11 protein-coding genes are annotated in these 12782 nt (G+C 69.4%); 5 read left to right on the top strand and 6 right to left on the bottom strand.

The annotated features are described in order from the left end of the window. Positions 1–38 precede the first annotated feature (38 nt). The 4 genes from MPSD_RS04355 to MPSD_RS04340 all read left to right on the top strand — a co-directional run bounded on the left by MPSD_RS04355 (position 39) and on the right by MPSD_RS04340 (position 6952). Complete coding sequence (locus tag MPSD_RS04355; RefSeq protein ID WP_119571704.1) at positions 39–3101, top strand: PE family protein; 3063 nt, start codon at positions 39–41, stop codon at positions 3099–3101. Between the two features lie 85 nt (positions 3102–3186). Continuing rightward, on the top strand, positions 3187–3909 hold the full coding sequence (locus MPSD_RS04350) for a phosphatidylserine decarboxylase (protein ID WP_084472646.1): 723 nt from the start codon (positions 3187–3189) through the stop codon (positions 3907–3909). Continuing rightward, complete coding sequence (pssA, locus tag MPSD_RS04345) at positions 3906–4781, top strand: CDP-diacylglycerol--serine O-phosphatidyltransferase (RefSeq protein WP_020728031.1); 876 nt, start codon at positions 3906–3908, stop codon at positions 4779–4781. Before MPSD_RS04350 ends, pssA begins: the two co-directional genes overlap by 4 nt. Next, positions 4778–6952: an AAA family ATPase gene (locus MPSD_RS04340; protein ID WP_086085298.1), complete on the top strand. Its 2175-nt coding sequence runs from the start codon at positions 4778–4780 to the stop codon at positions 6950–6952. The genes pssA and MPSD_RS04340 overlap by 4 nt, the downstream gene beginning before the upstream one ends. 6 nt (positions 6953–6958) lie before the next feature. Here the strand turns inward: MPSD_RS04340 and MPSD_RS04335 are convergent, their stop codons facing one another. Further along, complete coding sequence (locus tag MPSD_RS04335; protein ID WP_015354414.1) at positions 6959–7615, bottom strand: LON peptidase substrate-binding domain-containing protein; 657 nt, start codon at positions 7613–7615, stop codon at positions 6959–6961. 137 nt (positions 7616–7752) lie between these two features. After that, entirely contained in the window at positions 7753–9060 is a 1308-nt protein-coding gene (locus MPSD_RS04330) for an MFS transporter (RefSeq protein ID WP_086085299.1), read from the bottom strand. 84 nt (positions 9061–9144) lie between these two features. On the opposite strand from MPSD_RS04330, the gene MPSD_RS04325 reads away from it, so the two are divergent. Then, complete coding sequence (locus tag MPSD_RS04325) at positions 9145–9816, top strand: FadR/GntR family transcriptional regulator (protein ID WP_174524089.1); 672 nt, start codon at positions 9145–9147, stop codon at positions 9814–9816. Between the two features lie 104 nt (positions 9817–9920). Here the strand turns inward: MPSD_RS04325 and MPSD_RS04320 are convergent, their stop codons facing one another. The 4 genes from MPSD_RS04320 to MPSD_RS04305 form a co-directional block, all read right to left on the bottom strand. Next, a complete protein-coding gene (locus tag MPSD_RS04320; RefSeq protein WP_086085300.1) occupies positions 9921–11096 on the bottom strand; it encodes a glutamate--cysteine ligase in 1176 nt (391 codons plus the stop codon). Beyond that, positions 11053–11769, bottom strand: coding sequence for a superoxide dismutase[Cu-Zn] (gene sodC, locus MPSD_RS04315; RefSeq protein ID WP_020788764.1), 717 nt, complete (start codon positions 11767–11769; stop codon positions 11053–11055). Before sodC ends, MPSD_RS04320 begins: the two co-directional genes overlap by 44 nt. A gap of 72 nt (positions 11770–11841) precedes the next feature. Beyond that, entirely contained in the window at positions 11842–12324 is a 483-nt protein-coding gene (locus tag MPSD_RS04310) for a LytR C-terminal domain-containing protein (protein ID WP_051153739.1), read from the bottom strand. Positions 12325–12388: 64 nt separating this feature from the next. Further along, complete coding sequence (locus MPSD_RS04305) at positions 12389–12697, bottom strand: DUF3263 domain-containing protein (protein WP_012392693.1); 309 nt, start codon at positions 12695–12697, stop codon at positions 12389–12391. Positions 12698–12782: the final 85 nt, after the last annotated feature.

The following is a 12782-nucleotide window of genomic DNA, read 5'->3' as shown; positions in this document are numbered from 1 at the left end:
CTTAATCGCCAAAAGCCAGGGAAACGAACGGGATACGCATGTCTTATCTGATAGCGACACCAGATTTATTGAGCGCGGCGGCAACGGATTTGGCCGGTATTGGCAACACCATCGGCCAGGCCAGCTATGCGGCGGCCGCCCCGACGACCGCGGTGATATCCGCCGCCGCCGATGAGATATCAATGCAGATCGCGGCGCTTTTCGGCGCGCACGGCCAATCTTTCCAGGCAGTCAGCTCCCAAGCGGCACTATTTCATGATCAATTCGTGCAGGCCTTGACCACCGGCGCGAGCTCATACGCGAGCGCCGAGGCGGCGTCGCAAAATCTGCTCAACTTGGTGAACGCCCCCACCCAGGCGCTGCTGAATCGCCCGTTGATCGGCAACGGAGCCAACGGGGCCGCGGGAACCGGCGCGAGCGGTGGCGACGGCGGAATACTGATCGGCAATGGCGGGGCCGGCGGATCGGGCGCGACCGGCCTCACCGGCGGGGCCGGCGGCAACGGCGGCGCCGCCGGGCTGCTGGCCGGCACGGCCGGCGCGGGAGGCTCGGGTGGCCTCGGAGCGGCCGGCGCCGTCGGAGCCGGCGGCCAAGGCGGAACCGGTGGGCTATTCAGCGCGGGCAGGGCCGGCGGCACCGGTGGGGTGGGCGCCAGCGGTGGCACCGGCGGTGCGGGCGGCCTCGGGCTGTTCGGCGCCGGCGGAATGGCCAACGCCACGGTCGGCGGGACCGGCGGGGCCGGCGGGGCCGGCGGGGCCGGCGGGGCCAGCCTGCTGTTCGGCAACGGTGGCGCGGGCGGGCTCGGCGGCGGCGGAGCGACTGCCGGGGGCGCGGGCGGGCAGGGCGGCGACGCCGGCACCTTCTACGGCGACGGCGGCGTCGGCGGGGCCGGCGGCAACATCCCCGGCAGCAGCGGCGGGGCCGGTGGGGCCGGCGGCAACGCCGGCCTGTTCCACGGCGACGGCGGGGCCGGCGGCACCGGCGGAGTCGCGACCAGCGCCGGCGGTGCAGGTGGGGCCGGCGGCAACGCCGCCGACCTGGTCGGCACCGGCGGGGTCGGTGGGGCCGGCGGAACCAGCTTCGATGCCGGTGGGGCCGGCGGCATCGGCGGCAGCGCCGGCGCCCTGTTCGGCGCCGGTGGAGCCGGCGGGTCGGGCGGCTTCGGCCAAGTCAGCGGCGGCGCCGGCGGGAACAGCGGCATGGTCTACGGCGACGGCGGGGCCGGCGGCATCGGCGGCGCTGCTGCCGGCGGCAAGGGCGGCGACGGCGGGGATGCCGCAACGCTCTTCGGCTCCGGCGGGACCGGCGGCCACGGCGCCGCGGGCGCCGTCGCCGGCGGCGATGGCGGCCGCGGAGGCACCGGCGGCGGGCTCGCCGGCTCCGGTGGGACCGGCGGCAACGGCGCCGTGGGCACCGTCAGCGGTGTCGGCGGCGACGGCGGCAACGCCGCCGGCCTGTTCGGCGACGGCGGGACCGGCGGCAACGGCGGCCTGGCCACCGCGGGTGGGGCCGGCGGCGACGGTGGGGCCGGCGGCAAGGCAGCACTGATCGGCAGCGGCGGCAACGGCGGCGCGGGCGGATCCGGCACCGTGGACCCCGGCGGTAACGGGGGCCGAGGCGGTGACGCCCAGCTATTCGGAACCGGCGGCAACGGCGGCAATCCCGGCTTGGGCGTCCCAGCTGGGACAGCGGGCGAAGCCGGCGCTCCCGGGCTGGCCACGTCAAACCAGGCTCTTCTCGACTTAATCAACGCGCCCACCCAGGCGCTGCTGGATCGCCCGCTGATCGGCAACGGCGCCAACGGCGCCGCGGGAACCGGGGCCAACGGCGGCGACGGTGGGATCTTGTTCGGCAACGGTGGCGCCGGTGGTTCCGGCGCGGTCAACGGCCTGGGAACCGGCCAGGCCGGCGGCAACGGCGGGGCCGCGGGGCTGCTGTCGGGCGGCGCAGGGGTCGGTGGCACCGGCGGAATCGGGGCCGTTCTCGGTGGGGCCGGTGGCACGGGCGGCATGGCAGGTCTATTCACCGCCGGCGGTGCCGGCGGTGAGGGCGGAGGCGGCCAGAGCGGCGGGGCCGGCGGCGCTGGAGGCGTTGGACTGTTCGGGGCCGGCGGCAATGGCGGCACCGGCGGGTTCAGCCTGGTGACTGGCGGGGCCGGCGGAGCCGGCGGCGACGGCGGTGCCGCCGGGGCGTTCTCCGGCAACGGCGGGGCCGGCGGCGCCGGTGGCATCGCTCCCGCAGGCACCGAAGGCGGGGCCGGCGGAGCCGGCGGCAACGCCGGCGTGTTCTCCGGCACCGGTGGCGCCGGCGGGGCCGGCGGAGCCCGCCAGACTGTCGGTGGCGCCGGCGGCACCGGGGGCGGCGCCGCCACTCTCTTCGGTGCCGGCGGTGCCGGCGGAGCCGGCGCGATCGGCCTCGACACCGGCGGGGCCGGCGGAGCCGGCGGCTCGGCTGGCGCCCTCTCCGGTACCGGCGGGGCCGGCGGGGCCGGCGTCGGCGGCGGCGGAGGCGGCGGTGGTGCCGGCGGGGCCGGCGGCAACGCCGGCGTGGTCTATGGCGACGGCGGAGCCGGCGGCGCCGGAGGCGGCGGCACGGTCGCTGCCGGTGCGGCCGGCGGATCCGGCGGCAACGCCGCCATGCTCTTCGGCGACGGCGGGGCCGGCGGGACCGGCGCGGTCGGCGCGGCAGTCGGCGGGAACGGCGGAACCGGAGGCGACGGCGGCGGGCTCAGCGGGTCCGGCGGGGCAGGCGGAAACGGCGCAGGTGGCGGCACCGGCGGGACCGGCGGCGACGGCGGCAGGGCTCGCGGGCTCCTTGGCGACGGCGGGACCGGCGGCGACGGCGGCTTTGGCGGTATCACTTCCGGGGACGGCGGCAACGGCGGCACCGGCGCCCTGATCGGAGACGGCGGCAACGGCGGCGCGGGCGGGATCGGCCTCGGGGCTGCGCCGGGTGGTGACGGCGGCAAGGGCGGCGACGCCCAGTTGGTCGGCACGGGCGGCAATGGAGGCATTCTCGGTCTTGGTTTGCCACCGGGCACCGCCGGAACGGGAGGCACTGGCGGCACACTGATAGGCGAGAACGGGCACGACGGCGCATGACCTTGTTGACGGCGCCCCGGTGTGCTCAGGCACATCGGGGCGCCGTCCGTACACTGACCGCCACGGCGCTCCGTAAGATGGCCGCGTGGCACGACGTCCCCGCCGTTCCGACTCATCCTCCGCGGAACCGACTCTGAGCCCGCAGCATCTGCTGGCGTTGGTGCGATCCACCATCCCGCCGATACACCCGGCCGGGCGCCCCTTCATCGCTGCGGGCCTAGCCGTGGCCGGTGTCGGATACCGGCACCGCTGGGCGCGCCGGACGGGGCTGCTGGCCGCCGGCGCCTGCGCCGGCTTCTTCCGTCACCCGCCCCGGGTACCACCGAGCCGGGCCGGCGCCATCGTGGCACCCGCCGACGGCGTGATCTGCGTGATCGACACCGCGGCACCACCGGCCGAACTCAGTATGGGCGACGCGCCGCTCCCCAGGGTCAGCATCTTCTTGTCGGTATTCGACGCCCACGTGCAGCGGGCCCCGGTCAGCGGCGAGGTCGTCGCCGTCCAGCACCGGCCCGGCCGCTTCGGGTCGGCCGACCTGCCCGCGGCGAGCGACGACAACGAACGCAACAGCGTGCGCATCCGCACCGCCAACGGTGCTGAAGTGGTCGCGGTACAGGTTGCCGGGCTGGTAGCGCGCCGCATCGTGTGCGACGCACACGTCGGAGACAAATTGGCGATCGGCGACACTTACGGTCTGATCCGTTTCGGCTCTCGCCTGGATACCTACCTGCCACCGGGCACCGAGCCGGTGGTCATAGTTGGCCAGCGCACGATTGCCGGCGAGACCATATTGGCTGACCTGCCATGACGACCAAGCCTCGGAGCAGGCGCGCGGTAAACCTGCAGATCTTGCCCAGCGCAATGACGGTGCTGTCCATCTGCGCCGGGCTGACCTCGATCAAATTCGCCCTCGAACACCAGCCGGTGCCCGCGATGGCGCTGATCGCGGCGGCGGCCATTCTGGACGGACTCGACGGCCGGGTGGCCCGCATTCTGGACGCCCAGTCGCGCATGGGCGCAGAAATCGACTCCCTGGCCGATGCGGTGAATTTCGGCGTGACGCCCGCGCTGGTGCTCTATGTCACGATGCTGTCGAAGTGGCAGGTCGGTTGGGTTGTGGTGCTGCTCTACGCGGTGTGCGTCGTGCTTCGGCTGGCGCGCTTCAACGCGCTGCTGGATGACGGCACCCAGCCCGCGTACGCACACGAATTCTTCGTCGGAATGCCCGCACCGGCGGGCGCGGTTTCCATGATCGGCCTGCTGGCCTTGAAGATGCAGTTCGGTGAGGGCTGGTGGACCTCGGTGTGGTTCCTGGCTTTCTGGATCACCGGCACATCGATGCTGATGGTCAGCGGGATCCCCATGAAGAAGATGCATGCCGTGGCGGTGCCGCCCAATCTGGCCGCGGTGCTGCTGGCGGTGCTGGCCATCATGGCGGCCGCCGCGGTGCTGGCTCCCTACATCTTGATCTGGGTGATCATCATCGCCTACGTGTGTCACATTCCGTTCGCGGTGCGCAGCAAGCGCTGGCTGGCCGAGCATCCCGAGGTGTGGGGCGACAAACCCAAGCAACGACGCGCCGCGCGGCGCGCGATTCGCAGAGCGCAGCCGCATCGCCGGTCGGTGGCGCGCCGTTCGGTGGCGCGGCTGGGGCTGCGCAAGCCGGGCGGGCGGTTGTGACCAGCCCCTATGGGGCTCCACAGCTGACGCTGACCGCCCGGCTGAACACGTCGGCGGTGGACTCACGTCGCGGCGTGGTGCGGTTGCACCCGAGCGCCATTGCCGCCCTCGGGATCCGGGAGTGGGATGCGGTTTCGTTGACCGGGTCCCGAACGACCGCGGCGGTGGCCGGCATGGCTGATGACCAGGTCCCGGTCGGCACCATATTGCTGGACGACGTGACCCTGTCCAACGCCGGACTACGCGAAGGCACTGCGGTGCTGGTCAACTCGGTCACCGTCTACGGTGCACGGACCGTGACGCTGAGCGGCTCGTCGCTGGCCACCCAATCGCTTTCGCCGATCACCTTGCGCCAGGCGCTGCTGGGCAAGGTGATGACCGTCGGCGACGCGGTGTCGCTGTTGCCCCGCGACCTGGGCCCGGGCACCTCGACTTCGGCCGCCAGCCAGGCCTTGGCGTCGGCGGTCGGCATCAGCTGGACATCGGAGCTGTTGACCGTCACCTGCGTCGATCCCGATGCGCCGGTCAGTGTGCAGCCGAACACGTTGGTCACCTGGGGCACCGGGGTGCCCCACACCGCGCAGTCATCCCAGGCCGAGCGGGTCAGCGTGGCGACCCCGGAGATCCAGGTCGAGGAGCTCAAGGGTGCCCAGCCGCAGGCGGCCAAGCTCACCGAATGGCTCAAGCTCGCCCTCGATGAACCTCATCTACTGCAGTCTTTGGGTGCGGGCACCAATCTGGGCGTGCTGGTGTCCGGTCCGGCTGGCGTCGGCAAGGTGACGCTGGTGCGCGCGGTGTGTGCCGGACGCCGGCTGGTCGAACTCGACGGTCCCGAGGTTGGTGCGCTGGCCCCGGAGAATCGGCTCAAGGCCGTGGCCGCCGCCGTCGCGACGGTTCGCGACGGCGGCGGGGTGCTGTTGATCACCGACGTGGACGCGCTGCTGCCGGCCACCGCGGAACCGGTTGCCGCGCTGATCCTCGGCGAGCTGCGCACCGCGGTCGCCACCGATGGCGTGGTGCTGATCGCCACTACCGCCGCGCCCGACCAGCTCGACGCCCGGTTACGCGCGCCCGACCTGTGCGACCGGGAATTGGGGTTGCCGCTGCCCGACGCGGCCACCCGCAAGGCCCTGCTGGAAGCCCTGCTGCGGCACGTACCTACCGGCGACTTGGATATTGACGAAATAGCCAGCCGGACGCCGGGGTTCGTAGTTGCCGACCTGGCCGCGCTGCTGCGCGAGGCGGCGCTGCGGGCCGCTTCGCGAGCTAGTACCGATGGTCAGCCACCAGAGCTCAACCAGGAAGACCTGCTTGGCGCGCTGACCGTCATCCGCCCCCTGTCGCGTTCGGCGAGCTCGGAGGTCGCGGTGGGAAGCATCACCCTCGACGATGTCGGGGACATGGCCCAGGCCAAGCAGGCCCTGACCGAGGCGGTGCTGTGGCCCTTGCAGCATCCGGACACGTTCGCCCGGTTAGGGGTGGAGCCCCCGCGGGGGGTACTGCTCTACGGCCCTCCCGGGTGCGGCAAGACCTTCGTGGTCCGGGCATTGGCCAGCACCGGGCAGTTGAGCGTGCACGCGGTCAAGGGCTCCGAGCTGATGGACAAATGGGTTGGCTCCTCGGAAAAAGCCGTCCGTGAGCTTTTTCGTCGGGCCCGCGATTCGGCGCCGTCGTTGGTGTTTCTCGACGAGGTGGATGCCCTGGCGCCCCGACGCGGGCAAAGCTTCGATTCGGGTGTTGGGGATCGGGTGGTCGCCGCCCTGCTGACCGAGCTCGACGGCATCGAGCCGCTGCGTGACGTGGTGGTGCTGGGGGCGACCAACCGCCCCGATCTGATCGATCCGGCGCTGCTGCGCCCGGGCCGGCTGGAACGTCTGGTGTTCGTCGAGCCGCCCGATGCCGAGGCGCGCCTCGAGATCCTGCGCACCGCAGGCAAGTCCATCCCGCTCAGCGCCGACGTCGACCTGGATGAGGTGGCCGCGGGGCTCGACGGCTACAGCGCCGCCGACTGCGTGGCATTGCTGCGCGAGGCGGCGCTGACCGCGATGCGCCGTTCCATCGACGCGGCCGACGTCACCGCCGCGGACCTCGCCGCCGCGCGCCAGGCCGTCCGCCCGTCATTGGATCCGCTGCAGGTGGATGCGTTGCGCGCGTTCGGCGAAGAGCTCTGAGCCGGACTAGTCGGACAGCTGGAAATCGACCATCGCCTCGACCGAGTCCACCGCCTCGGCAAGTGCGGCCAGCCGATCAGCGGCCGACCGCGCCGACAACACCGCGTAGCCGTCGGCCGGGCCCATCGGAACCCGAGACGCCAACTCGTACAACAACGTTCCCGCGTCAGCGGCGATGTCGTCGGACTGGTAGTCGAACACCACATCGCGACCCGGCAACTCGATGCCACGGGCGGTGGCGATCCGTTCGAACAACGCCATCACCCGGTCTTCGGTGTCGCGAAACTGGGCCGCACTCACCGCTGCGCCCGGCTCATCTGGCCAGATCTGTACCGTCGCGCGCGGATAGGGGTCGTCCGGGAGCCAGTCACATACCCGAATCCGTTCCCCAGTGCGGCACAACAACTGATAACGACCCGCGCCCTCGTCGACGTATTCGGTGATCCTGGCCAGCGTCCCGACGTCGTATCGTGACTCACCGCCACCCACCTCGCGCCCACCGGCGATCAGGACCACACCGAACGGATCACCAGTATCGAGGCAGTGTCGCACCAGCGCGCTGTAGCGAGGCTCAAAGATGCGCAATGGCAGATCCTGGCCGGGCAGCATCGCCGCCTCCAGCGGAAACATCGGTGCTTCGAAGGGCTTCGGAACGGCCACCATGCCCCCTCAATCCGGGTCTGCCACACCTGCCAGACAACAGTCGCGGCCACGCCACGATCGCAGGGTTGTGCAGAAAGGCAGCGTATCGCGCAAGGCGGGGTGATCACCAAGCCCCGGCTCACCGGCCGGTCGCGAGGTCAAGCGCAGCTCGTCGAACACTCCTGCAGACGTTCTCCCTCGACAACGTCCTCGACAGCGTCCGATCCCGACTTCCGGGAAGGGGTCAACGTGTCTTCCAGATAGCGGGGCTTGCAGGCGTGATACCCACCGGCCAGCAGTGCAATCAGCGGGACCAGGAGAAATCCGAACGACAGTTCCCACCGTCCGGTGGCGTTGTAGAGGATTCCGAAGATCAGTGGTCCTGGGCTGGCCAACAGATAGCCCATGCCCTGGGTGAAACCGGACAGCGCCGCGGAGCCGCTTTCGGTGCGCGACCGCAGATTGATGAGGGTGATCGCGGCCGGGAAGGTGCTTGGGCCGAGTCCGAGAAATATCGCCCAGACGATGGGCGCGGTCAGCGGAGCCCACAGCAATCCCGCGAAACCGACGAGAAAGCACAACGCAGAAGCGGCGACAATGGGGAACGGGTTGGCAGCCCTAGCGCACAGCCTGGGCGTGACCAGCGCTGCAAGGAACCCGACGCCGGAGAAAGTCGCAACCATGGCGCCTCCGAGCGCTTCGCTGCCTCCGGCAGATGTCACGATCACGGGAAGCCAGGCAAACATCGCATAGGTGATCAGCGACGTCATGCTGAACATGAAGGTCAGGCCCCAGGAGATCGGCGAGCGCCAGATCGGCCCGATCTTTTTTCCCGTCCGGGCAGCGTGATCGGTGCCATTGGTGCGGCGGCGGACGAGGACGAGTATCCACGGTAGAACTGCGACCGCGGGAATGAGCGCCCAGATTGCGAGCGAGGCCCGCCATCCATAGGACTCGGCCAGTGGCACCGCGGCCACGGCCGGCATGATGGTGCCCAGCTGTAGGCAGGCGAGGTAGATCGCGCTCATCAAGGCGACGCGATCGTTGAAGTACTTCTTGACCAGCGGCGGGACCACAATGTTTGCGATGCCCATGCCGACGAGGGCAAGCGTGGTGAACGCCATCAGCTCGGACGTGTCGGACGCCATCGAGCGGCCGGCAGTCCCCGCCGCTGTGGCCAAGACACTGAGCAGCGCCAGACGTTCCGGGCCGAACCGGCGGTTCAGGGGCGCGGCGAACCCGGCCAAGGCGAACATGGCGGTGGGGAGCATCCCGAAGACGCCGATGACGGTACCGCCGAAGCCCATCGTGTCTGCGACCCTCGCCAGCAGGGGCGCCATCGAGGTGACGGCGGACCGTATGGTGAAGGCGGACAGTGCGATCGCCAGCAAGACCGTCACCCTGCTGGCAAACAACGACCGGCTGGCGGTTGGGTCGTGGATCACCGGTGCCGCCACAGCAGTCATCGGAATTCCCCCAATCCAGTGTTGGACAACGGTAGGCATCATGGGATGAATGGATGTATTGGGCAAACTGCCTATGCTGGTGGCATGCAGACAGTGCGCCGCCGGACACTCATCGCCCAGGTAAGCGATCAGCTGCGCGATGAGATCACGTCAGGGCGCTGGAAAGTCGGTGATCGCATTCCCACCGAACCCGAACTCTGCGAGATGACCGGAACCGCCCGCAACACGGTGCGCGAAGCCGTGCAGGCCCTGGTGCACGTGGGAATACTCGAGCGACGACAAGGGTCGGGCACCTACGTCATTGCCGACGTAGAACAAGGCAGCGCCCTCGCCGAATATTTCGCGGCCGCCCGCGAACGTGATCTCTGGGAACTGCGCGAGGCGGTAGAGGTCACCGCCGCCGTCCTGTCCGCGCGCCGGCGTGATGCCGCCGACATCGAGGACCTTCGGGCCCTGCTCGCCCGGCGCAACGAACTGTGGAGCCGAGAGCCGGCGAACGACAAAGAACGCACCGAGATGACTTCGGCCGACACGGCGTTGCACCGCGCCATCGTCGCGGCCAGCCACAACGAGATATATCTACAGTTCTATGACCTGCTGTTGCCAACCATCCATCGGGCGGTGGAAGCGGGCCCGGTGGGGACATGCACCTCATACGAGCGCGAACACACCGAGCTGGTCGAGGCCATCATCGCCGGTGACCCACAGCGCGCAGAGGCGGCGGCACAGGTGTTCATCGCGCGACTGCGCGCCTAAATCCGGCGGCAGCCCGGATCCGGTCGTGTGCGCCCACCGCATCGCGGGGGCGAGCGTGGCGGTCGAACTAGCGCGCGAATCCATCCGACGGCGTGTCCGGCAGGTCAGATATCCAGCTCGGCGATCAGTGCGTCTACCACCGCCCGCAAGTCTCCGTCGTGTTCCTCGGCCACCCGCCGCTGGCGCTGGTAAGAGGCGCCGACTCGCGGGATCTCTGCGACCGCGGCCAGCTCGTCCGCGCAACTCAACGACCGCGCAACCGGTTCCAACCGCGTCAGCACATCGTCGAGGTCGTCGGTAACCAGCCGTTCGTTGCTTTCGGCGTCCAAGATGATCACCGCGTCCAGGCCGTAGCGCGCGGCGCGCCACTTGTTCTCCTGGACGTGCCAGGGCGGCATCGTCGGCAGCGTCTCACCGGCATCAAGCCGGCGATCCAGGTCCACCACGAGACAATGCATCAAGGCCACCAGTGCACCGAGCTCGCGCAGATTGGAAACACCGTCACAGATCCGCAGCTCGATGGTGCCCAGGTGCGGCGAAGGCCTTATATCCCAACGTATTTCGTTGATGTGATCGATGATGCCGGTTTTCTTCTGGTCATACACGAAGCCTTCGAACTCCGACCAGGTCTGGAACTGGAACGGCAGCCCGGCGGTAGGCAACTGCTGAAACATCATCGCCCGGTTGCTGGCGTAACCGGTGTCTTCGCCACCCCACCAGGGCGAGGAGGCGGACAGCGCCAACAGGTGGGGGTAGTAGTTGAGCAGCGCAGAGATGATCGGCATCACCTTGTTCGCCGAGGAGACGCCGACGTGGACATGGACGCCCCAGATCAGCATCTGGCGGCCCCACCACTGGGTGCGCTTGATCAGCTCGGCGTAACGCGGTGCGTCGGTGAGCTTCTGGGTGGACCATTGCGCGAACGGATGGGTGCCCGCACAGAACAGCTCCATGCCACGGGCATGCACGATCCGGCGGGCCGGGCCCAGGGTGGTGCGCAGATCCTCGATCGCCTCGCCGGCAGAGCCGCACACACCGCTGACCACCTCGACGGTGTTGCGCAGCAGCTCCTTGTGCACCCGGGGGTTTTCACCGATCTCGGCGATGACCGCCGTGGCTTCATTGCTCAGATCCCGGGTCTCGGCGTCGACCAGGGCGAACTCCCACTCCACTCCTACGGTCGGCCGCTGCGAACGCGCGAAATCTATCCGGTTTGCGGTCCGACCCGCCGACGAGCTAGCCGGAGCCGATGACACCGCACGCCACCCGCTTACCGGCATCACCGGTGGCGAGCGTGGTCTGATCGGGACCCGCGGTCCCGTTCGTCTGGTTATAGCGATCCGCCGGAATGTTCGCGAAGTTGTCGGCGCCGGCGTGAATGATGATCGCGGTTTTCTGCCCGCTCGTCAGGTCATCCATGGTGAATGCATCGGTCGTGGTCACCAGCGTCCCGCTGCCGTCACTACGCACCTGCAGCGACGTCAGGTCACCACTGGACTGCCCGGGCACGGGGCGCCCGGACACCTGCAAGTGTCCTCCCGCAGACAGAAAGTCACCCACCGGGCCGCCGGTCGGACCGGCCGAATTGGCCTCGCACTTGCCCACCTTGTGGATGTGCACTCCATGAAAGCCAGGGGCCAGGTAGCCGGTGCCGGTAGTCACGATGGTGACGGTGGCGAATCCGTCCGCGAAATCGAACTTGGCCGTGGCAACCTCGGTGCCATCCGGTGCCCGCAGCTGAGTCGCCAGACCCTCCGATTCGGACGCCCCCTCGCGATGCTCGTTGGTGCCGGCCGGCGCGGGTGAAGCGGTCCACACCGAGGGTGTGGTGCCCGGAACCGTCGACGCATGTTGAGGCGACGAACACCCGCTCAACAACGCGACACAAGCGGTCGCGGACAGAGCGGACATGGTGACAGCTGCGACATTGCGATGACCGGCTGGCTTAGGCATAGCGAGAGCCTAACCTGGCGACCCTCGAGTCATCGAGCGGGCCGAAACGACCCGGGCTGGTGTCGCGCCGGCTCACTCCGTGACCAGGACAATGACGCCGGGGGGCTGGTCGGAAATTTCGGCTATCCGCCGTTCGACGGGCACGCCCAGCTTCTCACCCACCGCTTCGGCGGTGGTCTGTTCGCCTTCGGCATCGCCGAAATAGACGGTGGTGACCGGCACGTCCGATACCGAAAGATTGGTGACCTCAGTCACATTGAAGCCGGCCTCTTTGAGTTGGTCGGCGGTGCGCCCAGCGACACCCTCGAGACCAGAGATGTTGTAGACCCGCACCTCCGCCTGGGGGGCAGCGGGTTTGGCACTCGTCGAGGTCGGCGACTTCGTGGCGCTGGGCGACGTCGGCATCGTGGTTAGCGACGATGAGTCATCCACCGCCTTCCCGGACGAGTCCAGGGCCTGCCAACCCAGCAGCAAGAAGATGACGCCCAGGAACAGCAGCACCATCACCATGGCCCGCAGAGGAAGCCCCGAAGAGTCGGGTACGCGCTCGTTCATCGAGCCCACTGTAGCCAGGAGAGGCCCAGAACTTGAAAAAGCACGGACAAAACCGGGACCAGTGTCAGGTCACCTCGAAGCCGAGCCGCCGGGCGGCCCGCGCCTTCTGACGGCTGGCCCGCAGCCGGCGCAACCGCTTCACCAGCATCGGATCCGCCGCCAGCGCCTCCGGCCGATCAACCAGCGCATTGAGCACCTGGTAGTAGCGCGTCGCCGACATCGAGAACAACTCCTTGATGGCGTCTTCCTTGACACCCGCGAACTTCCACCACTGGCGTTCGAACGCCAGGATGTCATGTTCCCGACGGGTCAAACCGTCGGCAATTTCAGAGTCGTCCCCCGCTCGATTTGCCCGCGCCATAGCGCCGTCCATATCGCTTCCCCTGGACCCTTCCGGCGAATGCTTATTTGCTTTATTTGCTCGAATGACTTGACCTACAAAGGGGCATGTTCCGACG

The organism is Mycobacterium pseudoshottsii JCM 15466, assembly GCF_003584745.1.
GTDB classification, from domain to species: domain Bacteria; phylum Actinomycetota; class Actinomycetes; order Mycobacteriales; family Mycobacteriaceae; genus Mycobacterium; species Mycobacterium marinum.
Note: the sequence above shows the minus strand (reverse complement) of the source record. Positions and strands in the feature narration are given on the sequence as shown.

Bases quoted from the DNA above. Each gene is read 5' to 3' on its own strand.
- pssA (WP_020728031.1), top strand. From the start codon at position 3,906: ATGACGACCAAGCCTCGGAGCAGGCGCGCGGTAAACCTGCAGATCTTG.
- MPSD_RS04335 (WP_015354414.1), bottom strand. From the start codon at position 7,615: ATGGTGGCCGTTCCGAAGCCCTTCGAAGCACCGATGTTTCCGCTGGAG.
- MPSD_RS04355 (WP_119571704.1), top strand. From the start codon at position 39: ATGTCTTATCTGATAGCGACACCAGATTTATTGAGCGCGGCGGCAACG.
- MPSD_RS04305 (WP_012392693.1), bottom strand. From the start codon at position 12,697: ATGGACGGCGCTATGGCGCGGGCAAATCGAGCGGGGGACGACTCTGAA.
- MPSD_RS04325 (WP_174524089.1), top strand. From the start codon at position 9,145: ATGCAGACAGTGCGCCGCCGGACACTCATCGCCCAGGTAAGCGATCAG.
- MPSD_RS04330 (WP_086085299.1), bottom strand. From the start codon at position 9,060: ATGACTGCTGTGGCGGCACCGGTGATCCACGACCCAACCGCCAGCCGG.
- sodC (WP_020788764.1), bottom strand. From the start codon at position 11,769: ATGCCTAAGCCAGCCGGTCATCGCAATGTCGCAGCTGTCACCATGTCC.
- MPSD_RS04320 (WP_086085300.1), bottom strand. From the start codon at position 11,096: ATGCCGGTAAGCGGGTGGCGTGCGGTGTCATCGGCTCCGGCTAGCTCG.
- MPSD_RS04310 (WP_051153739.1), bottom strand. From the start codon at position 12,324: ATGAACGAGCGCGTACCCGACTCTTCGGGGCTTCCTCTGCGGGCCATG.